Source organism: Bradyrhizobium japonicum USDA 6, from assembly GCF_000284375.1.
Lineage (GTDB): Bacteria > Pseudomonadota > Alphaproteobacteria > Rhizobiales > Xanthobacteraceae > Bradyrhizobium > Bradyrhizobium japonicum.
This window is the reverse complement of the sequence record NC_017249.1, coordinates 8,009,903-8,035,585: the sequence shown is the minus strand read 5'-3', so window position 1 is coordinate 8,035,585 and position 25,683 is coordinate 8,009,903. Positions and strand designations below refer to the sequence as shown.

The window sequence follows — 25,683 nt, the reverse complement described above, 5'->3', positions numbered from 1 at the left end:
TGGCGTGCTCGACCGCGCCCGTAGACCACGTCGGACGCGAGCTCGCATCAACGAGCCGGCCTGCAGAGGAGAGAGCAGGACAAGTACGAAGTGCGACCGTCGTCCAACCAGAGTGCCTCATCGGCGAGGTAGTTGCGCGCAACGAGCGCTGGGATGCCGGCAACTTTTGCTCGCCGCCCACGCCTTGGAACCGCCGTAAAACCGCACGCTCACCGCCGCCATATCGCTCGGTGAGACGTCCCGCGGCGAAGCGGCGTTAAGTAACTGAGATGCTGAAAGCCCAGGAATCGCTTCCAAGATAAAGCGCGCAACTTCATTGGACTTGGCTCGACGTACTCCCGGCAAATCGAGGCGACATGTTGTGTCACAAGGCCGCTCGCCAAAAGGTGTCGAACTGATTCCTGCTCGCGCAAGCATCCAAGATCGCTGGATCGCCATCAAGTGTGGCTCGCCGCGGGCTGCCAACGCCGCTCCATTGCGAGCGCAATGACGTGACACAACAGCTATGGCGGAAGGTTTAAACCGTCATGCACAGCATCCAGTAGGATCTCGCCCGGGCTGCCGAGAAGCTTCGTACCTCCATATGGCTCTTTTGGCCGGATTGCACGTAAACGGAACGATCCCGTCATTTCGCCGCAGAATCGCGCTCGCACGCGGAATACTCACGCTCGATCCAGATCTAACGTTCAAACTATTGAACCTCGCTGTGAATCCCTCGTACTCCGCTGCTTGCGTCGACTTGTCGCTGCCAAACGGGAGTACGTGAGGAAAAAGTCCCGCGAGAAAAATTCCGGAGAGGGTTGAAACGCCCGTAACGTCAAGTTGTACGATCTTCGAGCTCGCCCAGACAGCCATGTGCGTCCCAATCCCTCCACGAGCGACGGAGTGAAAATGTATCAAGTCCCAAGCAAACGCATTGGACACCCGCTGCGAACGAAGACTATCGAGTGTGCCTGCCTATCGTCCGGGCGCGACGATCTAGGCTGCATCGCCTTTCTGGCGGCAAAGCTTGCCTGACTGGGCAGTCTTACAGGTAGACCGCCGGCCGACCGGCGCCTCATAGCGCCAGAGGCGACCACGCCCAAGCCTGCACATGCGTGACAGTTGGATGAGAGCGAGCGTCGGCGCCCACTTGCGCCCGAGCGTTCAGCGCAAAAAGGCTATCTGGGAGGTCTGAAACGCATCAACGGGGAGCTTTGTGAAGGATTGCTCTCCATCCGCAATGAGAAATTGAAGGTTGTCATCCGGCGGCCTTTTGGAGCGGTCGACGCGAAACGAGACCGCGTTTCAAGGCGCTTCATTCGAAGCTATCGATGAGGAAGGCATACGCGCGCCTCCGGGGCGATGGCGCGCGTACGGCAGGTCATCGACGAACACAATGTAGGAGGAATGGTTTGACAAGACAGCGCTCTTTGCTGACGCCTGGTCCATTGTCGCTATCGTTGGCGGTGAAGAGCCAGATGCAGCTTGATCTCGCATCTCGCGATGACGAGTTCAAGGAGGTGACCGCCTGCATGAGGCGGCTGATGCTCAACTTGCTGGGAAACGCTAAGGACTATTCGGTGGTGCCCATTCAAGGAGGGGGCTCCTTTGCAATGGAGGCTGCCCTCTCTTCATTTGTGTCCCGAGCCGACAGGCCGCTCGTCTGCGTAAACGGCATCTATGGCGAGCGTGTTCTACAAATTTTGCGGCTGTGGGGGGTCGAAGCGCTGAAGCTCGTCAAGCGCGCAACCGATCCTTTGGATCCGCAAGAAATCGGCGAGTATCTGAGCCGAAATCCTGGCGTTACGCACCTGTGTTTCGTGCATTGTGAGACGACAACCGGAATCGTCAACCCTCTGCAAGAGATCGTGGAAGAGGCGAGGCGTTGTGGCGTAAAAACCATCGTTGATGGAATGAGTTCCTTCGGCGCTCTCAATATCGATCTGAGCCAGCGTGGACCAGACGTACTGGTCACATCGAGCAACAAATGCATAGAAGGGCCGCCGGGAGTAGCGTTTGTAATTGCGTCGCGCGAGCTGCTGGAGAATGCGGCTCAAGAACCGAGATCGTTTGTGCTCGATGTGAGAGATCAATGGCGCTCGCTCGAGCGCACGGGTGAGTGGCGGTCGACCCCTCCCACCCACATCGTTCAGGCAACGACAATGGCTTTGAAGATTCTGCATGAGGAGAGCATTGATGCCAGACGCTTCCGGTACGAGAAGGTCAGAGACGACCTCATCAAGGAACTCGAAGGGACAGTGTCTCCGCTGCTGTCCCCCGAGTTGCAGTCGCCGGTCTGCGTTGCGTTCAGTGCGCCGCCCGGCATAGTAGACCAGGAAGGATTCGATGGGCTGTATCGCCACTTGGCGGCCCACAATCTTTACGTCTACTCGAAGCTGCACCTTGCGACGCGAAGCTTTCGCGTCGGTTGCATTGGGGAAATCCAATCCAGCTGGATTGAGCGGTTGGGATGCGCTTTTCGTTCATATTTCCGGTCCGGTCAGGCCCGGTCAGCAAGGCCGGCGCCGGACCAAGAGGCATATGCCGCGCGCGTAAAGATGCCGGCTCAGGCAGTTGGAGACCGGCAGCTGCCGTTTTCCGCCGAGACTGCTGTTCTGCATGCGGGTTATCGGCGCGACCCGGTGACGAAAGCCGTCGCAGTGCCGATCTACCAGAATACAGCTTATGAACTCGATGGCGATCTCAACCACATCGCGGACGTCTACAACGTCAAGGCCGATGGGTTCACCTACACGAGGATTATCAATCCCACGACCCGCGCGCTCGAGAAGCGCTACGCCGCTGTCGATATGGGCAGCGACTCGCTCGCCGTTGCGTCAGGTCAAGCGGCGACGTTCCTTGCTATCGTCAATCTTTCAAGTGGCGAAGTAGGGGACAATGTCGTTGCCTCTCCATATCTATATGGCAATACCTGGAACCTGCTCCACAACACCCTAAAGCGTTTGGGAATCAGCGTGAGGACAGCAGATCCTCGAAGGCCCGAGACGTTCGAGCGAGCGATCGATGATCGCACCATCTGCCTGTTCGGAGAGGTAATATCGAATCCCTGTCTGATTCCGCTTCCCGTTAAACAGCTTGCGGAGATCGGCCGGAGGTACGGCGTGCCTCTGGTCGTAGACAACACGACTACGCCGCTGATATGCCGGCCGTCAGACCTGGGCGCTGCAGTTACAACGTACTCTGCAACAAAATATATCTCCGGCCACGGCACGACCCTCGGCGGACTAATCGTTGACAGCGGTAAATTTAGCTATCGCGGAGCTTCTCGCTTCCCCTTGTTCAATGGTCCCGACGAAGCGCATGGCGGAATTGTCTGGCACAACGCCGTGCGCGATGTCGATGACCTAGGAAAGAGCGAGTTTCTCCTCAAGGCTCGCATGACCTGGTTACGCGATACCGGTGCAGCCATCTCCCCGTTTGCGAGCTTTCAACTGATCCAAGGGCTTGAAACGCTGCCGCTTCGCATGAAGCAGCACTGCGCCAATGCCAGGATCGTGGCTGGAGTTCTAAAGGAGCATCCAAAAGTGCGTCGGGTGTTTTACCCGGGTCTCTTCGAAGGCGCCGATCGGGAAATCGTCGAACAGACACTCAACACCGCATATGGACACGGGGCGATGGTCATGTTCGAGGTGGAAGACGAACTGGCCGGGCGAAAGTTCATCCAGAACATTGACTTGATGTATCACGTTTCCAATGTGGGAGACGCCCGCACGCTCGTGACTCATCCTGTCTCGACGACTCACACCACCGTCCCGCGGGAAAAGCGCGAAGCCGCCGGCATATTTGGCGGCTCAATCCGGCTTTGTGTCGGCATCGAAGATGTCAATGACATCTTGCGCGATCTGGACAAGGCGCTTTCCGCAATCTGACAACCTGCAAGGCAATTAGGAAGAGGTTCTCATGAATCAGGCAGACGCTTGGAAACTGAGGTCATCACGCTATGAGGCCGTTCAATTCAGCCGGGAGATCAATAAGCAACTTTCGGAGCTAAGGCCCGACAACATCACAGGGGCCGCCTACATTGCGAAAGATTACGCTGTTATCGCAGCGTGCACGCTTGCGACCGTGTCTGTTTCGTGGTGGCTCTACCCGCTGGCCGTTCTCCTGATTGGTGCCTATCAGCGCGGATTGACAACCATCGCTCACGATGCAGCTCACCGCACGCTCGCGAAGAACACCACCTGGAATTATGTTCTTGGCATTCTGTTCGCCTCCTATCCCTTGTTCCAGCGACACTGGGCCTATCGGATCTCACATGTCTACTTGCATCATCCCTATCTCGGCGACCCCGACAAGGATCCCGACCTGAAGTTTTTCCTGGCCAGCGGCGTTTATGACGTGCAGCGTCCAGAGAGATACGCTTTCAACATCATCTGGAAGCCGATCTTCGGCGGCGCGACAGTGGCCTATCTGAAGTATCTCTGGACCAACCGGTTTTCGGTCGAAGATACCGAGGATCAGAGCCGCTCAGGCATACTGATTGACAGGTATGGCTTCTATCTCTTCTGGATCAGCATCTTGGCCGGGTCATATGTTCTTGGGCTGCTCCATATTGTCGTCCTGTTCTGGATCGTGCCCTATCTCACCACATTTCAGGTCCTCGGCTGGTTCATCGAACTCGCCGAGCACTCGCCAATGTGCGAAAACGAGACGCAGAACGTCTATCTCACCAGAAATCGGAAGGGAAGCTTCCTCGAGCGAGCCATTCTTGGGCAGAATCTAGATGAGTACCACCTTGAGCACCACCTTTCGCCCGGTATCCCGTTTTGGCTGTTGCGCAAGGCTCAGAAAATCCGAATGCAGGATCCGAACTACGCGAAGGTCGCCGCGACTTGGGGCGGGCTCTTTGTCAAGGGGCCTCAAGGTCAGCCTAGCGTCATAACTCAGCTGAAAGAGCGAAATCGACGGCTGTATGAGCAGTCCGTTGCCGCCGTCCGGACGCGGGGCCAGGTGGCGTGAGTCTGCAACAGCCCGAGCGCGCGCGAGCCGTTGTCGGCGTCACTTCGAACCGTCTTCTGGTCGACGGTGTGCATCGCGACTGGTTACGCCGTAAGTACGTGCAGGCACTCCATCGTCATGGGGGAGTTGCTTGCGTCGTATTGCCGACCGTCGACGCGGAAGATGCTGGGGAGGCGTTCGCCACGGCCATCATGCGCCGGCTGGACGGTGTGGTCTTGACAGGTGATGAATCGAACGTCGACCCCGCCGTCCTGTCAGCGCCTGCATCCTTAGTTGATCCTGATCGGGACGTTGAGGCTGGGATCCTTGACCGTCCTAGGGACCGGCTTTCTGCCGTAGCCATACAGAGCGCCATCGCGCTCGGAATGCCTATTTTGGGCATCTGCCGTGGGCTTCAGGAGCTCAACGTCTATTTCGGCGGCACACTCCGCCCATCGCTTGCGGAGTGGAGCCTCGAAAGCGGTGCTATGCATGCCGAGAAGCCAGACCGTCCCAGGGACCGTCAGTACGATGCCGCGCACAGCGTCAGGATATCTTCCGACGGCGCGCTCTTCCCAATCGCCCGGACGATCGAAGCCCAAGTCAACTCGCTGCACAATCAAGGCATCGAGGCGCTTGCCCCGGCGCTGAGGCGGGAGGCGTGGGCGCCTGACGGTCTTGTTGAGGCGGCTTCGGTGATTGGCGCGCCGACGCTGCAAATCGGGGTGCAATGGCACCCCGAATGGCACGTCTCAACCGATCTCCTCGGCAAGCAACTCTTCAAAGCATTCGGAGAGGCCTGTGTTGTGTACCGCGGAACGAAGAATCACTAGGGCAGATCGTGAGATTTCAAACCAAACGTGGTCAGTACAGGCCGAAAGTTGAATGCCTCAAAATCGATGCGCGCGGCCCGGTCCCTGCGAGGGCCGCGCCCCGTCGCGCGGGCACGGGAAGGGTAGACGATTGACGAATAGGTTCGCGCTGGGAGTGCTCTTTGTGGCCCTCTATGTCCTCGTGAGTGCGGCAGGCGAGGTTTATGCCGCAGCGTATTTTCAGCGAGCAGATGCGTTCGTCGCGCTCCTGCTGTCATTTACCGTGGTTTGTCTGACGTTCAATCTCTTGGCGCGCCACGACACAAGCAAGGCAGGAGTGGGGAATCGGTCCCTTTTGGTCTTCGCCGTACTCAACGTCGTGACAGCAATCAGCTGGATCGGCCTATTTATCGGCTTGAAATACGTTGAACCTGCGATCGTCGTCGCGTTCATGGTGGCGTTGGGGCCCACCGCAACTGTGTGGCTAAACGCCGTGATCAGGCGCCAGGGAGTTCCGCCAGCATCCGACATCGTCGTCAGCGCTTCGATCGCGATGATCGCGAGTTACATGATTTGGATCTCGGCCAGCGGCAACGCAGGCGTGGAGTGGGGGGCTCGATCGTCCTTTGGAATAGTCTTGGCCATCGTGGCCGGCCTATCGCTCGCCCTCACAAATGTACTTGTCAAACTGCTTTTCGACCGTGGGTTTTCCGGCCGGCAAGTGCTGGCGCATCGGTTCTATGGAACGATTATCTTGCTGCTGGGACTGGTGGACTATTCATCCATCGTGCCTGAGATCTCGCAGCATTGGTTTGCGATCGCAGCAGTTGGCGTTTCGACGATGATCGTTCCTTTGCTCTTGATCCAGCAGGGCATTCGTTACGTCGAGCCCTTCACCGTCAACATGGTCCTGTCCACCGCCCCTATCATCACCTTCCTGTTCCAGTACTTCGATTCTCGCATCGTGCCTTCGTCACATACGTTCCTTGGAAACATTCTCATTACGGCTGTCGCCGTCAGCAACATCTACTTGCAGTATCGGAGATCCGCATGAAAGAACGGAATTGTGTAATCGTAGACGCATACTCTACCGGCCGATATCTACCGGAACAGTTCAAGCGCTATGGCATTGGAACCGTGCATGTGATGTCGGCCGCACAGATTCCACCCATATTCCAAGCGCACTTTGATGCTAACCTGTATGATGAAGTCATTCGCCCCAGCGAGCGCATGGGGTATGACGACATCGTTGAATATCATCTTCAGGCCCTCCATGGCAGAGAATTTGAGTTCGTTATCGCCGGCTGCGAGTCTGGAGTCGAACTCGCCGATTCGTTGTCGGAGCGGCTGGGCTTACCTTCAAACGGCACCGCTCTATCGGCTGCTCGGCGTGACAAAGCGCGATTGTCTTGCGCGCTGACCTATGCCGGTGTGCGATCGATCAGACAAGTCGTGTCTGACAATGCTGTAGAAATCGCAAGCTGGAAGCGCGAAGCGAACTTCGACGAGATCGTGATCAAACCTCTGAACAGTACGGGAACCGAGGATGTATTCTTTTGCACGACAGATGCTGACATTCAGCGGGCACTAAGCGCGATTGTCGGGAAGACCAACCGTGTCGGAGCGTTGAATCGTTTTGCCCTCGGGCAGGAAAAAATAAACGGTCAACAATACACCGTAAACGCCATCTCGATCCACGGGAATGCCTTCGTTACGGAGGCCTGGACGTATGACACCGTTCCTATCGAGCGAGCATCATCGGTCTGTTCACTCGAGAGATTGTTGGACGGCAGCGAACCAATCGTTCAGGAGCTGTCCGACTACCTGGAACGAGCGTTGCAGGCGCTTCAGATCGCCGAGGGACCGGCTCATGCTGAGATCATCGTCGATCATCGGGGACCAGTTCTGGTTGACTTCGGAGCGAGGCTTCAAGGGACCATGTCGGCAAAAGCACGAACGATGGCGTTGGGGCACAACCATATGACCCTGACGGCCTGGTGCTACGCAGATCCCAAGGGCTTTGGTGAATATATGAGGCTGCGCGGGCCCTACAAGCGGCAGGCTCACGCACTTTGCGTCTCGTTGATCTCAGATATGGGCGGTGTCGTCGCCGGTTACCCGGGACTCGAAGCAATCCGCAAGCTGCCGAGCTTCGCAGACGCCATTGCATTCGTTCCGATTGGTCAAGAGCTTGTTCCCACGATCGACTTGGCGTCGACACCGGGCATCGTTTATCTCGTGAATAGCGACTTGACTACGCTTGAGAATGACTATCGCAAGTTGCGAGCAATGCGGATGGACCAGGTGTTCGATTTAGTGATGCAGGATCGCGACTAATGCCAACTGATCCCAGGTTCACCGGAGCGAATCCAGCCCGCGCGGCGATGGTCGGCGTCAGCGACTTCGATGGCGTTCTGCGAGGCAAACACGTCTTAGGTGAAGATCTCTCGGATGGAGATAAAGTTATCAAGTTCTCTGAAGCGGTGCTGGCGTGGGATTGTACGGACCGGGTCATTCCGGCGAGTTTCACGCAAAAGCCGCTATCAGCGTTCGGAGATGCTGACCTGCGTATTCTATCAGGCACCGGCCGTTCGGTGTCTCATCTCGGCTCTCAATATCTCTACCTCGCGGAGTTCACGGGCGCGCATGAGAACATCTGCCCGCGCGGCGTTCTGCGTAAGGTCCTACGAAGGGCTGCTGACCACGGATACGACTGCACTGCCGGGTTTGAGTTTGAGTTTATACTATTTAAGGAGAACGCAGACACGATTGAAGAAAAGCCGTTCGGTGAATGGGCTCCTTTAACTCGCGGCCCGTTCGGCTACTCGATTGCGCGCTCTATCGCGCAACATGAGCTGTTCGGTGAGATCTTGGCGCTTTGTGAGAAGGCTAGAATACCTCTCAGCGGACTACACTTTGAAACGGGACCTGGCGTGGTCGAAGCGTCACTTCGTCATTGTGATGCGCTGGAAGCCGCCGATCGAGCAACCATATTCAAGTCGATGATAAAAGCCTGGGCGCAAACGCGAGGCATGATGGCTACATTCATGGCCAAGGTTTCCGAGAAATGGCCTGGCCAGTCCGGCCATATTCACATCTCCATGTCCTCGGATAGTCAAAATGCGTTTTACGACGGTGATGCGTTCGGCAACGTCTCCGATCTTATGAGGCAATTTATCGCCGGACAACTAGAATACATGAATGAGTTCTGTGTGCTCGCTGCGCCAAACTTCAACAGCTACAAGAGATTGGTACCTGGCTCCTGGGCACCAATCTGTCCAAGCTGGGGAGTCGACAACCGCTCCTGCGCGGTTCGCGCCATTCCGGGAGAGCCATCTGCCCATCGCCTGGAGTATAGGCTGCCTGGCGCAGACGCGAACCCATATCTCGCGCTAGCATGTGCGATTGGTTCGGGAATATTGGGCGTCGAGACAGGTCCGGCACTACCGGCTTCGATCGTCGGTGATGCAAGCGTGGAAATGTGTCGTCCGTCCGCGAGACTGCCTCAAAGCCTATCAGAGGCAACATCTCGGTTTGCAGAGTCTGCAGCGGCCAGTGATGTCTTTGGAGAAAGGTTTGTTGGAGCGTTTTCTTGCTCGCGCCATTGGGAGTGGCAAGCCGTTCAACATCGGGTCACCGACTTTGAACGTCGGAGATACTTTGAGATCATTTAGCTTGGGCTCTTCGACAGTTCTGGAGATCATTCTTCTGGCCGGTGCCGGCAGGGCTACTGCGGGGGTCTGTGCCGCTAATGTTGGAGTTCATGCAGAGAAAATGTGCGTTACTCGTAGCGTTGAAGACGCCCGGCGCTTGGTTTGAGGTGTGATCTTTTCAATCAAACTTATAGGAGGCCTGAAAGAACGTACCCCAGCGCTCCATGCTGTACTTCGCGAATATGGCCGGATCACCGACGCAGCCGCTGCTGCTGCACAAAGAGTCGCCCCGCTTTTTGGTCCACATGGACCAGTAGCGCCCGCCGACGCCGACGCTGAAGTTCTTGGTGAAGAAGTAGGACAGCACGCCTTCAACCTGGACGCCGCCGCCACCGTTGCCCCGCTGTTCATCGAAGGTGGTCTCGTCGCGCAAGAGATGGTGGTCACGCCCTTTGAAATCGGTCCAGGACAGGTAGGCGACATCGGTGTTTAAGCGCCAGCGCTCAGAGAGCATGGTTTCGGCGCTTAGGCCGACACGAGGTGCATTCCACTGAGTATTCTGGCTGCCGATGATAGTGTCTGGGTTCGCCGGACAAGTGTAGCGGGGTGGACAATCTGCGTTCAACCGATGGAGTCGGAACTCTGTTCGTAGTAGGTCCAGCCGATAAATCCGCCGACCTTGTAGTTGGCGCCGCGCAGGAAATCGTAACCTAAGTCTGCGGTAAAATAGGTGAACCGTCCGTTTCGTTGCCGTGATGCGTTGTTGATATAGGAGAGTTCCCGATCGGCGAGCCAATCTTCATTGTTTATGTTTCCTTTATCGAAGCGCCCGAGGCCAATGTTGCCCTTCAGGAACACTCCCGATGGGCTGTCGACACGGCCAAATAGCTCTCCCGAAAGTCCGTCAAGGCCATGATAGGTGAGCCTCGATACAAGGACGCTGGGGTCTAGAGGCAAGTAGGGCGCTACACTGTGGTCCCATTGGAATCGTCCGCGGCTGAGCCAGAGCCGCGATCCGCCTTCGAACGACCAACCATCTGAATAAGCAATCGGCGGCGCGCCGACTGGAGCCTTCGCGTACTGCGGCACATAGGACCATTGCGCCGTCCACGGGTCGGCGCCAAAATGGTAATTCAATCCAATCTTTCCGATGTGATAGTTGCTGGACGGGCTCGTTGTGTTCGCCGGAACAATTGCGAACGGCGGACCCTGCACCGTCGGAGGTGTCGCGACACTCGGGCCACCGAAATTCAGATAGTCATACTCAGCTGCGACCGACCATGCGGGCGTAAGCGCCTGCTCGACGCCCAGCCCGATGATGCCACCGATGCGACCGTAGTCGAAATGGGTTTTCTCCTGTGGCACGAGTCCGCCTTCATGGTTATTGATGACGTCGCCCTGATTGTTTTGCCAAGCTGCACCTCCCTTGAGATAGGCCAGCGTGCCACCCGACGCGCCAAACGTGTAACCGACACGACCGGTCGCTGTGGCAAAGATGTTCGGACCTGCCTTGCAGTTTGCACTCACGACAAAGCCGGACGACGCGAGGCAGGTATTTGTGCCGTCTGAGACAGCACCGCTGACATCGAGTTCGACGCCAAACACCCAGCCGTTCTTCTGCCAATTGTAGCCGATCTGGCCACCTGCGAGGAACGTCGGCGTATCGACTATGCCGCCATAGATTGACGGACCGTAGGGATTGCTGAAGGAGGTTCGGCCGTACCCGCCGCCGACGTGTCCACCAATATAGCCTCCGGACCAGTTCCACACCGCCGCGGGCAGTTTCACTTCCGGCTCAAGGTCTGCCGCATTCGCCGCACCATTTGCGACGAGCGCAATTGTCGTGGCTCCCAAAAGAAGAACTCCAGGTCGCATTCAACACGTCCCCTGCAGTTTCTCGGTCCATAACCGAGCGTCCATAAGCTATCGCCGCAGCAAACCGTCGGGGCGGAGCAGACGCTAACAGCGACACGCGCCGAGTCCGTCCCGAAGACCATCGCGCTGCGATTGGTGATGATGCCGCAAAGAGAGCAAGTCGCGTGCCGAAGTGAATTCGCAGGCTTTGCGGGCACTTCGTCGCGGCGTGTATCGTCAAGCTGCTGACATTTGTCTCAATACCGACAGCCGCGCGGCCACTGCCCCACCAATACTTGGCTAGCGCGGTGTCATGGGCCGAAGCGCACGATGCGCCGGTCTCACTTTGGCTACCGGAAGCCTTGCTGCCTCAACAGGTGGAAAGACAGTGCGGAACGGGCTCGTCGCTTCGAAGATATTTGAGATCGATCTGTGCTCCCGAGCGCTCTCATCGAGAGCACTCTTCATTTGACGCCGCTCTAGTCTTCAGACGATATCCTTGCTCCTGCGGGTTGGGATCGAGGCTCTCACAGGTCTCTCCGGCGATTACACGTTCTGCGTCACTCCACAGAGTATCGGCACTGGCGTGTTTTCGGGGATAGATTGCGGCCCCTCTATACCAGCTCATCGGCTGTATCATTTATTGCGGTGTAGATTTCGTCGAGGTCTGCCGCTGTGACGCAAGACGGGGGCACGACGTAGATCGTATTCCCCAAGCGGGCGCAGCAGTAAATTTCGATCGTTTAAGAACGCCAGAAGCGGCACGCGAACGCGTAAGCCGACCGGGACCGATATTGGCGAGGTATCCTTCGTCAGCGACTTTCAGTTTAAGTTCTGTGATTCCAGTGAACCGCGCGGACCTGTTTGCTGACGCGGAGATCGCCTTGCGCGGCCGTCGTCTCGTAGAGCGCGTATAGTTGGGCTAACGCAGCGCCGGTCAGGTCGTGGAGATCCGGCGCCTCCTCCGGCGAGAAAAGCGTCCACGGGCGCTGAACCCGAGGTATGCAGCACGGCGGTGATGCGGATACGTGCGCCGAGATGCTCGGGATTTGCCGGGATGATCGTCATCGGCTCGGAAGCCGCGTGGAACAGCAGGCCATAAGTGCCGATCGCACCCCATAATCGGCAACACTAGAGTCTAGCGAACCTGAACCCGCGGTAAGCGCGCCGCAGGCAAGCGGACGACGAGCTGGCTGTCCGTGATGTCGATGACTTCCTTGCGCTTTCTCCCGTCATCGTACCGCAATTCGAACGACACTCCCGATCCAGATGGGGCAAAGGGCTCAGGCGTAAGGCTGATCCACCCCGCCCCCAAATTCAGAATGATCGGTCGATCCGCCCGGAATCGCGCGTCGAGCAGCACCAAGTCCAATCGAAGAGACTGGAGCCGCACGTTGAGCCGTCGCCGCACGCCATCACGTGGCCAGATACGCAGGGTGTGAGCGAACGTCTCCATGATGCCACCGTGACAAACCTGCCCAAAGATGGGATCGTCGGCAACGATCGTCGCAGCAGCGCGGACCGCCCCACAAAATCCCAGGTCGATCTCGCACGAGTAATACCACGTTCCACGGTGATGCGGCTGACCGAGCCATGTGGTGCCGCTCGGCGCCGGCTCGAAGCCGCCACCGGCCGCGCCGTCATTCTCCTCGCCCGGATACCAATAGCCATGACCCGCCGACGCAGGGCCGCTGTTCAGCAAAGCCCACGCGCTGAGTTGTGAGGCATAGCCGAGACGAAGGAGCGGATGCGGGTCGTCTGCATCGTTCAGCGCATGATCAAGCAGCGCCCAGCCACCCATCTGCGCCATGTAAGTCAGCGTATAGGCGTCGCCCGCAGTGTGGCGATAATCGCTGCCCAGATAGTAATAAGCAGGTTCCAGCCAGCCACGGCAGAACAGATTTGCAGCGATCTGACGCTCCGAGAAGGCACGCGCCGCCGCCTTCGAAACCCCCATGGCGACAGGGTCGTCAAGGGCCGAGCGCGCCAGTGCCTGCGTTGATTCGAAGGCTGTGGAATCGAACGGATATTCAGACTTGAACAGGTCCGCCTTCGGATCGACGAAGGCGCGCACCTTACGCGCCCAGTGCGCCTCCAACGTCGCCGCCTCGCGCGTCAAGCCCGCCGTCGTGAGCGCCGAAACCAGTTCGGGGATCACACATTCGTTGTAGAAGCCGGTGCGGTAGGCAGACCACATCACCACGCGCATCGGCACCGTGAACATGGCCAGCGCCGTACCGTAGGCGCGTACCAAATAATCTCGTGCGCTCTGGCGGGTGGGTATCGCGGGATGGTCACGCGCGATGCGGTGCATGGCCAAATACATCGCGAAGATGTGCGGATAGTCATAAGGCCGCCAGATATGCAGGCGACCCTTCGGGCCGGGATCGCTGCTTTCCCTGTTCTGCTTCCAATCGGGTATGCCGTAGAGGCCGTAGGCGTATGCCTCCTGTGTGGTACGTTGCAGCCCGCCCCAGACGAACGTGTCTATATACCGATCCAGCGCCGCCACTTCCGCCACATCAGGATGCTCGGCATTCTTGGTCGCGAGGTAAGCGGGCTTGCTCAGCCCGGGATCATCACACGTCACCTCGTAGATGCGCCAACCCTTGATCCGGTCGTAATTGTCCGGGCCAAGCAGGACCTGCGTCTCCATATTCCACTCGCCAAACAAACCGTCGTACCATTTGGACGGGTCACGATGCTGCCGCTTCACGATGAAGGTTGCGCGCTTCTTCATCATCGTCTCGACGGGCTCGGTAGCGGAGAATTCAAGAAATGTCTGGCGCGCACCCGGCTGGTGCAGGGTCAGCCGGTTCTCGCCCAATCGCGAAAAGCGAACCCGCCACAGGCGCCTGCCAGCCCGATCCGGCAACCGTTGCACCACCGTGTCGCCGGTAAATTCCGCTTCGATTCGCTCCACCGGAATGGAGGACGCGAGCGCGATGTCGACATGCAGGTCATTGGGAACCGTCATGCCCGGCATCACTTCCACGTCCACCAGACCGGCGTCCGCGATAGCCCTGCGCGCCGCCTCGTAATTGGCAACCCATTGGAAGCGGAGACGGTAACGCCGTTGCTCGGCCGGCGACAGGGACAGGGAATGCGTCGGCTGTCGCCAGCGAGTCCCCGCCGCCACTGCCTCGCCGGCGGCCGCTCCGCCCAAGATGTAGGCGCACCACGTCCCACTGGCTTCGGCCGAATCCTTGTGGACATCCCAATATTCCAGTGACGTGTCCGCTTCCGGTAAGAGCATGAGGAAGGGGCCGGTGCTGTTGCCGCGAATCCAGAAGATGTGCGATCCATGCCCCGAGACGAAGCTGTGCTTCAAAACAGCCACCGATGCCGGTTGCCCTGCCGGAAATTCGGTGTTCATCGGCATGGGAAAATAGAGGTCGCCAACCTCCACGCTCGCCATGCCGTCGTTCCGCAGCATGATCTCCCACGTCAATCCAGCCTCGTCGACTGCGAGGCGGGTCGTGAGAAGGACGCCGGCATCGCGGGCTGCTAGTTCAAGGGCCGCGCTATGCATCGGCTTCGTTGCATCAACGCCGGTTCGAAGCGTATGCCACTCGGATCCGGCACGCCGAACTCTAGCGTGAGCCGTCCCCAGCACGGCTCCAGGCAGAACATAATCCGTGTCATACGCATCGTTACGATAACGCAAGGAGGTAATGCCGTCTTGTGTGCACCCAACGACGAAGGGAGAGTCGACCGCCTTCAACACCATGGCAACCTTGCGCTGCGGCCGATTGGGTGTAGGCAGCGTAACGCCCCCGAAAAACGCGCTACCCAAGAAGCTACTGCCCAACAGCATCGTACGACGCGTATACGTCCAGGCTTTAGACATGGCTTTAGACTTCGTCATCAACCGTATCCGGGATCGCTCCATACGGATGATCAAGGCGTGCCGTTTCCCGCCGTAAACGTCAACGCGACAAAGCGACATACGTTCTCAAGTACCCAGCGTTCGGTTGCCACCGCTTCGTCACCATCGGTCCTCACGGTGCCCTTGGACACCAGAGCTTGCTCGCAAGGAGGCCAAGCTGCTCTTGGGCCTAGTTGCCAATGGCAAAGACCCGGTCGATGACAAAGTTCACGGCGCGCCTGAGGCATTCGGCCGAGCGCCGCCCCTCGACATTGCGCGGCTTCCACTGCCTGCTCACTACTGCGTAGTCTTACTTAATCAGAGTGTCGCGGCTTTTACCGAGAAGATTCCTATTTTTGAGAAGACTCATCTATTCGGCGTGCGGAGAGGCTGAGATGGGTCGGGTAAAATGGGGGACGTCGCGTCGAGGTTTTCGGCGTATGTTGAGGGTTTTACGAGCGTGATCGGGGACGGAGGCCGAGCCAAACCGCTTCGCGATTACTCCGCCGGTCTGATGATGCCTTGCGATCGCAAGAGTGTCGAGCCGATGGCCGCCATCACGGCTCCTGAACGGAGAGCAGCGCAACACCAGTCGTTGTTACATTTTGCCGGTCAAGGCGACTGGTTGGGTCAGCAAGTAAATTTTGTGATTTGTAGTGCGTCGGAAGGACTGGATGTAGGCCAGCTTGGGACATGAGGAACATTAATCGTGAGCTCCGCGCTCGCGAGGGCGCCATTCCGGCACCAGCGCGAGGCAGGCTGAGCGTCGACGACTTCTGTGCCCTCAAGGAAATCACCAAATATTGCCGATGCGGTTGCGGAGGCAGCGCGCGCTCTCTGCCGCGCAATCGTCTGATGCTTTGCGACGTCACCACGACTTTCACGAGATGGGCCTGCCGACATTTCGATGTCGTCGAAATCAACACTCTCTTGGGCCGAAATCTTCCGGACCTGGAAGCTCTCGCCGTTGCACAAGTGCAACGACATTTCGCTGCGATCGGCGAGGCAGACGAACGCTGGGTGGGCGATGGTATGCATCGCATCGAGGGCGAAGAGACTGAGATCTGTCCCTTCTGCGCTCAGGACCATGCGAATTCGCCGCGCATCGAGACTACCGCGCGTACTTCAGTGAGGGCTAAAGACGGCGGAGCAGAGCAATATTGTTGAAAGATACAAAAAGAGAAGGAAGGTTTATCGCGAAATGACAAGAACGCGTAGTCAAATAGCGGACCAAAGTAATGTGTTTAGTGAATGAGTGAAGGACTTGATTCCCTTTCCAGAAAGAACAAATGTTGCCGAGAAAATACAAGAGATTCTAACAAGCGCGGCGAACCGGGCGCCGGAGGAGCCTATTTTTTGACGAATATCGAAACGTTTGCGAGGCGCCGCCGGCGCACGAAGTCGTGCCTCGCGCGCTTTGCTTGTCACCTGAGCATAGGGACGTCCTTTTATGGATCCAATCAGGGCAGCAGAAGACAGCCGATGAAATTGCCGAGCTCAATCGCAACGTCGATGCGCAGCAAGCCGAGCTAAGGCGGATCTCGGATCAGATCGCAACCCTGACCCAAAGAATCGAGGGGCTGCAGAATCCGGCGCCTGTTGCTTCTCCTGCTCCTGCTGCTTCTTTGCCCCCCGCGCGCACCACATCCAAGCCGGCCAAGAGAGACGTCCGGCCCTCGAAACCGCAGGGGCTGGTTTCCGTCGGAGGCGGGCCGCTGACTGCAGAGCCAAGCACGGAACAGCGCGGATTACCACAAAATGCCTGCCATATGAGGCTTCGCCTTCCAACCACGTCGAAAACCGACGGTCCACCATCTTGATTGGCAGGCCGAGCCTCTCATTGCTCCGCGCGGTTTCGGAAATCCTGTGCGAGTCGCAAGAAGTTCTTAAGCAGGACGTGCCCCTGTGAGGTAAGTATCGACTCGGGATGGAACTGGACCCCATAGGTGGGATAATAGCCGTGCGTGAGGGCCATGATCTCGCCTTCCTCCGAACGCGCTGTCACTACGAGGTTCTGCGCACATGACTGATCAAGCGCGACGATAAGAGAATGGTAGCGTCCGACGTCAAGCGGGGTTGGCAGTCCCTTGAATAACCCTCGGCCGTCATGCGCAACGTATGAGCGCCGACCGTGCATGGGCCGACGCGCACGCGCCACCCGTCCTCCGAAAACGCTTGCAATACACTGATGTCCAAGGCAGATGCCGAGAATTGGTACGCGTCCTGAAAGTTCGCGAACCACTGCTGTCGATATTCCTGCCTCAGTTGGGGTGCAGGGGCCGGGCGATATGACCACCGCGCGCGGGTTGAGACCAACGAGCTCGCTGATGCTGATAGCGTCGTTTCGGATCACTTCCGTTGCTTCACTGAGCTTGTGGAAATAGCGGGCAATATTGAACACGAAGGAATCGTAATTATCGACGATGACAATCAAAATGCACCAGCTGGTTCAGTACCAAATGCATCAAAGATTCGCTCTGCCTTGGTGAGCGTTTCCTCGTATTCGGCCTCGGGCTTCGACAGGGCCGTTATACCGCTGCCCGCATGAAACACAGCCAGGTCGCCGTCGATCGTGACAGTGCGGATCGCAATACTGGTGTCCATGTGCCCGTTGAAGCCGATGAAGCCGATCGCCCCACAATAGACCTCTCGCGCTATGCGCTCGATTTCTGTAATAATTTCCATCGACCGCGGCTTTGGCGCTCCCGTAATGGAGCCGCCGGGAAAGCAAGCGCGGAGCAGGCTAACGGCGTCTTCGTCTCCGGCAAGTTTCCCCGTAACGATCGACACGAGATGGTGCACCGAGGCATAGGACTCGAGATTGCATAGGGCCGGAACCCCGACCGAATGCGCAGTGCAAACGCGTGACAGATCGTTACGCAAAAGGTCGACAATCATCGTGTTCTCGGCCTGATCCTTTTCGGAAGCGAGGAGAGCAGCCGCACGGCGGTGGTCTTCCTTGGGATCAGGCGAACGCGCTATCGTGCCCTTGATGGGGCGTGTCTCGACTTGTCGCCCCTCAAGTTTCAGGAATCGTTCCGGCGAACTTGATGCGATGGTCAGCTTTCCCCATCGCAGCAGGGCCGCAAAAGGCGCCGGATTCAATGATCGTAGCTGGCAATAGAAGGCGAGCGGATCAAACGAGGTCGACAGGCGGGTGCTGAAACGCTGCGCAATATTTGTCTGGAACACGTCACCCGCGAGAATCAAGTCGATCACGCGTTGTACCGCCGCAATGTAGCCGTCGCGGCTGAAGTTCGAGCGCCACGCGCCCGCTTTGCTGGGACAACCCTTCTGTGGCGCGTTTGGACCGGCAAGCAATGCTGCAAACTCGTCGGCTCGACGAAGCGCTCGTTCGCTCCGTCGCACGCGATCCTGCTCCGGCCATCCGGTCGAGACGATCCAGCATTTGTTATCCCGGTGGTCGAAGCTGATGACCACGTCATAGAAATGCAGGATGGATTGGGGCAAACCCAGACCGGCAATTGGCGGGGCAGACAATCGCTCCAATGTCCTGTTCATGTCGTAGGCAAGGTAGCCTGCCGCTCCTCCCTGGAATGGCGGGAGATCGGGACGATGCTCTTGCGGGTACTTCGCGAGTAGCGTGCGAAGGACCTTCCATGGATCGGCCTCGAGAGTCAGTCCGTTCCAACTGGCTTGGCCGTTCGCGACCCTGTAGGTGCTGAAGGGGTCGCACGTTAGATATGAGTAGCGCCCAAGCAGCTCGTGCCTTGCTGCGCTATCGAGAAACGTGAGATGCGATCGATGCCCAAGACGTCGCATCGCTGTGACAGGTTCAACCCACTGCAACTCGCGAACGTACATCGGGTTATCGGTCACAGGCGGCTGACGTCGTGAAAGTGCCGTTCCATCTGTTGCCCCACCGATGAGAATGACTCTTATCTGTGCTGGGCCGAAACATGAGGCCCATTGCCAAGTTACGCCGGCGGCGGACTTTTTGCTGCGACAGCACCAGGATCATCCTGCCGTGGAGGCGAAAGGGGTATCTGTTGATACATCGTAGTCGGCCGCGAACCGCAGCTCGCGGAGCGGTCGGACCCGTTTAATCGATTCCTGGTAGAGATCGTGCGCTTTGTACGCTGCGAGCTCTGTCTCGCTGTCGAACTCACCATAGACCACGATGTCGATATCGTTGCCGAGCTGATCGGTCTTGCGGTTACGGGCAACCTCAAGCCGGCGCGCATGCGGTATCGTGCTGAGAAGCGAAAGACCTTCGATGATCTGGTGGATATGCGCCTCGTCCTTGGCGCTGAAGAAAACGATGTGACGAATCATGGCCGTCCGTGGAGATGTCGCTAGCGGGTGCCATAACTATCTGGGAATAGATTCGGTTGCAATGAGGCTAGTCGCTTGCCGCATGATCGTCGCTTGCAACCGTCGGCGATCTGCAATGGAGCTTGCCAGATTTGCTCAGGACGCCGGAAGGGCAAGTCGCTCAATGGTTTGAATGTGCCGCGTGAGCAGGTTACAGGCGTGATCGACGTTGCGCGTTCGCAGGGCTTGCAGAATCAGGCGGTGATCTTGATTGGAGCGCGGTCGCCAGCCCACCGATCGCGCCATCGCGAACACCAATCGAGAATTGGCAAGCTGCAATCCATCGAGGCTCGCGAGCAGACGCGGCATTCCGCACGGCGCGACCAAGGCTTGGTGAAAGGCGCGGTTGGCCATCTCAAACTCCTCGATCGTCTTTGCATTGTCTCCTTCGATTAGGGCGAGCTCGATTTGAGCCAAATGAGCTGTTGTCAGTCTTGGCCCCGAATGGCGCAATGCCACCACCTCGAGCGCGGCGCGCATTTCGGCGATCTCCTTCACTGAACGGGTATCGAGCGGGGCAACCCGAACACCGCGACGCGGCACAGCGACAACAAGATGTTGTGCCTGCAGGTGCCGAAAGGCCTCGCGCACGGGGACGTGGCTGGAATTGAATTCTCGTGCAACGTGATCCTGACGGAGTGGTGCGCCTGGCGCTAAGGCGCCGCTGATAATGCGCTCAGCGATTGAGTCCGCGATGCGCGCGACCATCGTCATGTTGTCAGCAGTGATCATAGATTATCTACCGCAATAATCGGTGCATTTGCGAGGCAGCTCGATTAGCATCTCTTCGAGGGCGATGACTATAGATAATTCACGCGATTATCTACAACTGAGCGAGATTGGGTTATGGATGCTGCTGTGCAAGTCCAACGAAAGAAAGCTAGCAACGGGGCGCAGGTTCGTAATCATTGGAACGTCGAAGAGGCTAAGGCGCTCTACGACCTTCCTTTTGCCGACCTGATGCTTCAGGCGCAGCGCGCTCATCGCAAGAACTTCGATCCAAACCACGTCGAAACTGCGAGCCTGCTCAGCATCAAGACCGGCGGCTGTCCGGAGGACTGCGGCTACTGCTCGCAAAGCGCGCATTACGCGACCGGCCTGAAAGCGACCCGTCTGATGCGTTGCGCCGATGTGGTTGCGACCGCACAGCGCGCGAAGGATGCCGGCGCTACGCGCTTCTGCATGGCCGCGGCCTGGCGCACGCCAAAAGATCGCGATCTTGATTCCGTCTGCGACATGGTCAACGCGGTCAAAGGTCTCGGCATGGAAACGTGTGTCACGCTCGGCACGCTGACACCGAAGCATGCCGCGCGCCTCGCCGAGGCCGGCCTTGACTTCTACAATCACAACGTCGACACATCGCCCGAGTTTTACAGCAAGATCATCACCACCCGCAGCCTCCAGGACCGCATCGATACGCTGGCGCATGTGCGCGATGCCGGCATCAAGATCTGCTGCGGCGGGATTATCGGCATGGGCGAGCGCGTCGAGGACCGCCTAGGTATGCTCGTGTTGCTCGCCAATCTTCCCAACTATCCCGAAAGCGTGCCGATCAACCTGTGGAACAAGATTGAGGGCGTACCGGTGGAAGACACCGCGGAGCCTCCCGATCCGATCGCGCTGGTCCGGCTGCTGGCGACCGCGCGGGTCATGATGCCGAGGAGTGTGGTTCGCTTGTCCGCCGGGCGGCAATACATGACCGATGAATTGCAGGCGCTTTGCTTCTTGGCCGGCGCAAATTCAATCTTCGTCGGCGACGTGCTCTTGACCACCAATAACCCGAAAGTTGATCGCGACGCGGATCTGCTGGCCCGGCTCGGCATCACGTCCGGGCTCGCCTGACGGAAGCAGCGCGCCCAATATGTTGCCCCTACACCAGCCTAGGTGAGAAATGCAGATAACTTTGATGAAGGGCAAAATCCATCGCGCCTCAGTGACCGAAGCTGATCTGCACTATGAAGGCTCGATCTCGATAGATCGTACGCTCCTGGAGGCAGCAGGAATGGTGATCAACGAGCGCGTCGAAATCTACAATGTAGAAACAGGGACGCGCTTTGCCACCTACGTGATCGAGGCGCCGCCGATGTCTGGTACGATGAGCCTGAACGGTGCGGCTGCCCGACTGGTGATGCCCGGAGACAAGATCATTATCGTTGCATATGCCTCATTCGATGAGGCCGAAGCAAAGAAGTTCAAGCCACGCGTTGTGCGTGTGGACCGAGATAATCGCATCCTGGCAAGTTGAACCTAACGGGCCATCCTTCCTTCTTAAACGGCCAACGCATCTTTTGCGTGATTTGATGCGATCCTCGGAGTGATGAATGCGGTCGATCCAGACAGCAAGACTTAGTCCCTACGTCGCAGCGTTGAATGCCTTGAACGAAGATAAACGGCTGCGCTGCCTCAAGCCGCGCGTGGGGATCGATTTCGCATCGAACGACTATCTGGCGCTCGGGAACGCCTCGCGCATCAAAAAGGCGATGGTCGCCGCGCTCGAGGCGGGCACTCCGGTTGGAGCCGGCGGGTCGCGGCTTCTGCGCGGCAATTGCGAGGAGCATGAACGGCTCGAAACAGAAGCGGCTCAGTTCTTTGGCGCGGAGGCAGCGCTTTTCTTTGGAGGCGGCTACATCGCAAATTTTGCCCTCCTGACAACGCTCCCGCAGCGCGGCGATCTGCTCGTTCTCGATTCGCTCGTGCACGCCAGTATTCACGAGGGGGCGCGGGCCGGTCGCGCAGAGTGTCGAATTCACGCGCACAATGATCCCCAGTCAGTCGAAGACGCAATTCGCGCCTGGCGAAACAAAGGTGGAGCCGGCCGCGTGTGGATTGTGGCCGAAAGTCTCTACAGTATGGATGGCGACTTCGCTCCACTCGAAGAGCTAGTGGCAATCGCCGATCGCCAAGACGCGTTTCTGATCGTGGACGAGGCACATGCCACAGGCGCTTACGGGCATCAAGGACGAGGGCTCACGGCCCCTTATGACAAGCGCGAAAATCTCATCGTCGTTCATACCTGCGGCAAAGCGCTCGGTGCGGCGGGTGCACTTGTTACGGCCTCCGGCATCTTGCGCGATTTCATGGTCAACCGCTGCCGTCCGTTTATTTTTGCCACCGCCCCATCACCATTGATGGCCGTTGCCGTTCGAGAGGCACTCCTCACCCTGCAGAAAGAGCCGGAGCGGCAGCAACGGCTGGCCAAACTCGTTGCGTTCGCGCATCGGCAGATCACCTCGCTTGGTTTGCGCACACCATCGACCTCTCAGATCGTGCCCTACATCGTAGGTGACAATGCTCATGCAATGCGACTTGCCTCTGCTCTGCAGGCGCGCGGCTTCGATATCCGCGGAATTCGGCCGCCAACCGTCCCTGCAGGCACCGCCCGCTTGCGAATTTCGTTGACACTCAATGTTGGCGAAGCGGACGTGCGCGCGATGCTCGATGCGCTGGTTGAGGTGACGAGGGGCTCGTTTCGATGAATAAACGGATCGTCGTGACTGGTACGGACACCGGGGTCGGCAAAACGGTATTCTCCGCAGGGCTCGCCGGGCTTCTCGGCGCGAATTACTGGAAGCCGGTCCAGGCTGGACTCGAACAAGAGATCGACTCCGAGTGCATCCGCCGCCTCGGTGGCCTCTCGTCCGATCGGATTGTCCCGGAGCTCTATCGACTTCGGACGCCCGCGTCGCCCCATCACTCAGCGGAGATCGACGGCGTTCGCATAGATACAGAGACGCTTGGACTGCCGGACAGCGGCGAGCGGCGACTCGTGATCGAAGGCGCCGGCGGACTCATGGTGCCGCTGACAGCGCGCACGCTTTACATCGACATCTTCGAGCGCTGGCAGCTTCCCGTCGTGCTTTGCGCAAGGACGGGACTGGGCACAATCAATCACTCCCTGCTCTCCATAGAGGCTCTGCGGAAGCGTCAGATTCGAATCCTTGGGATTGCGTTCATTGGCGAAAGAAACGCCGAAACTGAAAGCGCGGTTTGCGAGATCGGGAGAGTGCGTTGGTTGGGACGGCTCCCGTGGCTTGTTCCCCTCACAAACGATAGGCTGCAGGCCGCTTTCAAAGACTCCTTTGTTAGCAGCGATTTCCTGAACCTATGAAGACAGCTAAGAGGTCGCCGATCTGGCATCCGTTCACGCAGCATGCTCTACAGCGGGACATGACGAAGGTGGTCCGGGGAGAAGGGGCCTATCTCTACACCGAAGATGGCCGACGCCTTATCGATGCAATCTCCTCCTGGTGGGTCGTGACCCACGGCCATTGCCATCCATGCATCGTGAACGCGATCCGAGAACAGGCAGGCAAGCTCAACCAGGTCATCTTCGCCGGATACACTCACGACCCGGCTGAGCAGGTTGCGACGGAACTATTGAAGGTCACCTCCCCAGCGCTCGAACATGTGTTCTTCTCCGATAGCGGGTCCACCAGCGTCGAAGTCGCGCTGAAAATGGCGCTCGGCTACTGGCGCAATACCGGAAGAGAGCGAACCAAAATTGTGGTGATGCAGCACTCGTACCATGGCGACACGATCGGGGCGATGTCGGTAGGTAGCCGAGGCATCTTCAATGCGGCCTACGGGGCGCTGATGTTCGAGGTGACCTCGATTCCGTTCCCGGCAAGAGATTGTGAGCAAAGAGCTCTCGATGCGCTTGAAAACGCGTGTCGAAACGAACATCCCGCAGCCTTTATCGTGGAGCCCCTGATATTGGGTGCCGGTGGAATGCTGATGTATTCGCCCTCGGTGCTAAGAGAGATGAAGCGGATTTGCGAAGCCTTTGACGTCCTGTTCATTGCGGACGAGGTCATGACAGGCTGGGGCCGGACGGGTACCTTGTTTGCGTGTGAGCAGGCCGATGTCACGCCCGATATTGCTTGCTATTCGAAAGGCCTCACGGCTGGGGCGCTGCCGCTCGCCGTCACACTGTGTCGTGCCGATATTTTCGATGCGCATTATTCTGAAGATCGCACGCGTACGTTTTTTCATTCGAGCTCATATACGGCCAATCCAGTGGCCTGTGCCGCCGCCAAGGCTAATCTGGACCTATGGCAGGATCAGGAGTATCGCTGGCGGCTGGCATCCTTGGCGAGGATGCAAGAACAGGCACTCGCGCCGTTCCGCCTCGATTCACGGTTCGCAAACGTGCGGCGCACAGGAACAGTCACAGCGGTTGAACTCAACACGCGCGATGCTGGCTATCTGGCGGACATCGGTCCGAGGCTTTTGGCTTTCTTCCAAGCGCGGGATCTGCTGTTACGCCCACTCGGTAACACGATCTACGTGATGCCGCCTTACTGCGTTACGGCGGCCGATCTTGATGAAATCTATACTGCCATCCGCGACGCTGCTGACTTGCTGATGTGAGATGCACGAGACTGTGCGATCGTCTGCAGTGACAGGATCTTGGAAGGGAAAGTGCCCGTATTGCTGCTTTTGATAGTGCAACGAGGATGCAGCCCCAACTTAAGCGCTCCCGATCCAACTGCCGCAGTAATTCTGCGGGCTAGTCATGCAAGGCGCAGCATTTGACCGAAATGTCGAGCGAATTGCGTAAATCACGATAGAGAAATCAATTATCTTGACCAAATTCTCGGCGAGGCTATCTGCGGAAAGTACTGCTTCGCGAGGCAGCCGCACATCAGAGTCAAGGCTCTTGATGGCTGCAACAACCAGGAAGACGGACCGCCGGGCGGGCCGCACCTTCGGTGCGCGCGTGGTGCTGTGGTCAGAGGGCAGCGGGGCTTCCTAGGTAAATGTCTGACAGGAGGCGAGAATGCACATTGGCTTCCGTAATTCCCTCGACCATTCAGCCACTTGCTGCGCGATATGCGGCGGAAAGTTTGGGCTGATCCGCCATTACTGCTGGCGAACGGCTCTTTGCTCGAAGAGATGCGTCAACCGCTTCAAGGCGCGGCGGGAGGCCGATCAGAAATGGCTTCGTTGGCTTCGAGCGGCTTAGGAATGGACTGAGTTGTGCCGGTACGGCCCTGGTCAGAGAATTCGAGTGGCCCTCTAGAGCACGTGGAAATCAAGTGACAGAAACATCGGCAAAAATAATCGACTTCACGGCCTACAGGGCCAGCAGGCTGGCGCGGTCTGAGCGCGTTCGCGACGACATCTACTCGACCGCGACTCTCGCTGCGCTTACGGCGGCCTGTCACCTTTGGACGTTCCTGGCCTGCCATCCGTTTGCTTTGCTCGGTGCGCAGGCGCC

19 protein-coding genes and 2 pseudogenes are annotated in these 25,683 nt (G+C 58.1%); 13 read left to right on the top strand and 8 right to left on the bottom strand.

The features are described from left to right. Positions 1–1,460 precede the first annotated feature (1,460 nt). The 6 genes from BJ6T_RS44275 (at position 1,461) to BJ6T_RS37425 (ending at position 9,427) form a co-directional block, all read left to right on the top strand. A complete protein-coding gene (locus BJ6T_RS44275) occupies positions 1,461–3,872 on the top strand; it encodes a 2-aminoethylphosphonate--pyruvate transaminase (protein WP_014497776.1) in 2,412 nt (803 codons plus the stop codon). Between the two features lie 31 nt (positions 3,873–3,903). Then, positions 3,904–4,962, top strand: coding sequence for a dhydrorhizobitoxine desaturase (gene rtxC / locus BJ6T_RS37445; RefSeq protein ID WP_011084875.1), 1,059 nt, complete (start codon positions 3,904–3,906; stop codon positions 4,960–4,962). Further along, entirely contained in the window at positions 4,959–5,774 is an 816-nt protein-coding gene (locus BJ6T_RS37440) for a gamma-glutamyl-gamma-aminobutyrate hydrolase family protein (protein WP_011084876.1), read from the top strand. Before rtxC ends, BJ6T_RS37440 begins: the two co-directional genes overlap by 4 nt. A gap of 163 nt (positions 5,775–5,937) precedes the next feature. Next, on the top strand, positions 5,938–6,807 hold the full coding sequence (locus BJ6T_RS37435) for an EamA family transporter (protein WP_223153700.1): 870 nt from the start codon (positions 5,938–5,940) through the stop codon (positions 6,805–6,807). Continuing rightward, positions 6,804–8,090 carry an ATP-grasp domain-containing protein gene (locus BJ6T_RS37430; protein WP_011084878.1) on the top strand — a complete coding sequence of 429 codons (1,287 nt, stop codon included), beginning with the start codon at positions 6,804–6,806 and terminating at the stop codon, positions 8,088–8,090. The genes BJ6T_RS37435 and BJ6T_RS37430 overlap by 4 nt, the downstream gene beginning before the upstream one ends. Continuing rightward, a complete protein-coding gene (locus tag BJ6T_RS37425; RefSeq protein ID WP_011084879.1) occupies positions 8,090–9,427 on the top strand; it encodes a glutamine synthetase in 1,338 nt (445 codons plus the stop codon). Before BJ6T_RS37430 ends, BJ6T_RS37425 begins: the two co-directional genes overlap by 1 nt. 157 nt (positions 9,428–9,584) lie before the next feature. Here BJ6T_RS37425 and BJ6T_RS48785 read toward each other — a convergent pair whose 3' ends face one another. From BJ6T_RS48785 to BJ6T_RS37410, 4 genes and pseudogenes are all read right to left on the bottom strand, one after another. After that, positions 9,585–9,920, bottom strand: coding sequence for a hypothetical protein (locus tag BJ6T_RS48785; RefSeq protein ID WP_014497773.1), 336 nt, complete (start codon positions 9,918–9,920; stop codon positions 9,585–9,587). Between the two features lie 107 nt (positions 9,921–10,027). Then, positions 10,028–11,281: an outer membrane protein gene (locus tag BJ6T_RS37415; protein WP_011084880.1), complete on the bottom strand. Its 1,254-nt coding sequence runs from the start codon at positions 11,279–11,281 to the stop codon at positions 10,028–10,030. Positions 11,282–12,217: 936 nt separating this feature from the next. Further along, positions 12,218–12,361, bottom strand: a pseudogene (locus BJ6T_RS49760) (IS91 family transposase); the annotation flags it as partial. Between the two features lie 37 nt (positions 12,362–12,398). Then, the gene (locus BJ6T_RS37410) at positions 12,399–15,077 is read right to left on the bottom strand and encodes a DUF5695 domain-containing protein (RefSeq protein ID WP_370123668.1); all 2,679 of its coding nucleotides are present in this window, start codon (positions 15,075–15,077) and stop codon (positions 12,399–12,401) included. A gap of 460 nt (positions 15,078–15,537) precedes the next feature. On the opposite strand from BJ6T_RS37410, the pseudogene BJ6T_RS49470 reads away from it, so the two are divergent. Both BJ6T_RS49470 and BJ6T_RS44255 read left to right on the top strand, forming a co-directional pair. Next, positions 15,538–15,768, top strand: a pseudogene (locus BJ6T_RS49470) (transposase); the annotation flags it as partial. Positions 15,769–15,821: 53 nt separating this feature from the next. Continuing rightward, on the top strand, positions 15,822–16,295 hold the full coding sequence (locus tag BJ6T_RS44255) for a hypothetical protein (protein WP_011084884.1): 474 nt from the start codon (positions 15,822–15,824) through the stop codon (positions 16,293–16,295). A 670-nt stretch (positions 16,296–16,965) separates the two neighbouring features. On the opposite strand, the gene BJ6T_RS37400 is transcribed toward BJ6T_RS44255, so the two are convergent. From BJ6T_RS37400 to BJ6T_RS37385, 4 genes are all read right to left on the bottom strand, one after another. Next, positions 16,966–17,562 carry an anthranilate synthase component II gene (locus tag BJ6T_RS37400; RefSeq protein WP_014497769.1) on the bottom strand — a complete coding sequence of 199 codons (597 nt, stop codon included), beginning with the start codon at positions 17,560–17,562 and terminating at the stop codon, positions 16,966–16,968. Then, positions 17,559–18,953, bottom strand: coding sequence for an aminodeoxychorismate synthase component I (pabB, locus tag BJ6T_RS37395; RefSeq protein ID WP_028144144.1), 1,395 nt, complete (start codon positions 18,951–18,953; stop codon positions 17,559–17,561). The genes BJ6T_RS37400 and pabB overlap by 4 nt, the downstream gene beginning before the upstream one ends. 153 nt (positions 18,954–19,106) lie before the next feature. Continuing rightward, positions 19,107–19,424 (bottom strand): Dabb family protein, encoded by a 318-nt coding sequence (locus BJ6T_RS37390; protein ID WP_011084888.1) that lies wholly within the window; start codon positions 19,422–19,424, stop codon positions 19,107–19,109. Between the two features lie 135 nt (positions 19,425–19,559). Next, positions 19,560–20,195, bottom strand: coding sequence for a GntR family transcriptional regulator (locus BJ6T_RS37385; RefSeq protein WP_011084889.1), 636 nt, complete (start codon positions 20,193–20,195; stop codon positions 19,560–19,562). Positions 20,196–20,309: 114 nt separating this feature from the next. Between BJ6T_RS37385 and bioB the strand changes: the two genes are divergently transcribed. The 5 genes from bioB (at position 20,310) to BJ6T_RS37360 (ending at position 24,833) form a co-directional block, all read left to right on the top strand. After that, entirely contained in the window at positions 20,310–21,305 is a 996-nt protein-coding gene (gene bioB, locus BJ6T_RS37380) for a biotin synthase BioB (RefSeq protein ID WP_011084890.1), read from the top strand. Positions 21,306–21,354: 49 nt separating this feature from the next. Further along, positions 21,355–21,708 (top strand): aspartate 1-decarboxylase, encoded by a 354-nt coding sequence (panD, locus tag BJ6T_RS37375; RefSeq protein ID WP_028144145.1) that lies wholly within the window; start codon positions 21,355–21,357, stop codon positions 21,706–21,708. A 76-nt stretch (positions 21,709–21,784) separates the two neighbouring features. Beyond that, positions 21,785–22,939 carry an 8-amino-7-oxononanoate synthase gene (locus tag BJ6T_RS37370; RefSeq protein ID WP_011084892.1) on the top strand — a complete coding sequence of 385 codons (1,155 nt, stop codon included), beginning with the start codon at positions 21,785–21,787 and terminating at the stop codon, positions 22,937–22,939. Next, positions 22,936–23,571 (top strand): dethiobiotin synthase, encoded by a 636-nt coding sequence (gene bioD, locus BJ6T_RS37365; RefSeq protein ID WP_011084893.1) that lies wholly within the window; start codon positions 22,936–22,938, stop codon positions 23,569–23,571. The genes BJ6T_RS37370 and bioD overlap by 4 nt, the downstream gene beginning before the upstream one ends. Continuing rightward, positions 23,568–24,833, top strand: coding sequence for an adenosylmethionine--8-amino-7-oxononanoate transaminase (locus BJ6T_RS37360; protein ID WP_011084894.1), 1,266 nt, complete (start codon positions 23,568–23,570; stop codon positions 24,831–24,833). The genes bioD and BJ6T_RS37360 overlap by 4 nt, the downstream gene beginning before the upstream one ends. The last annotated feature ends 850 nt before the right edge of the window (positions 24,834–25,683 follow it).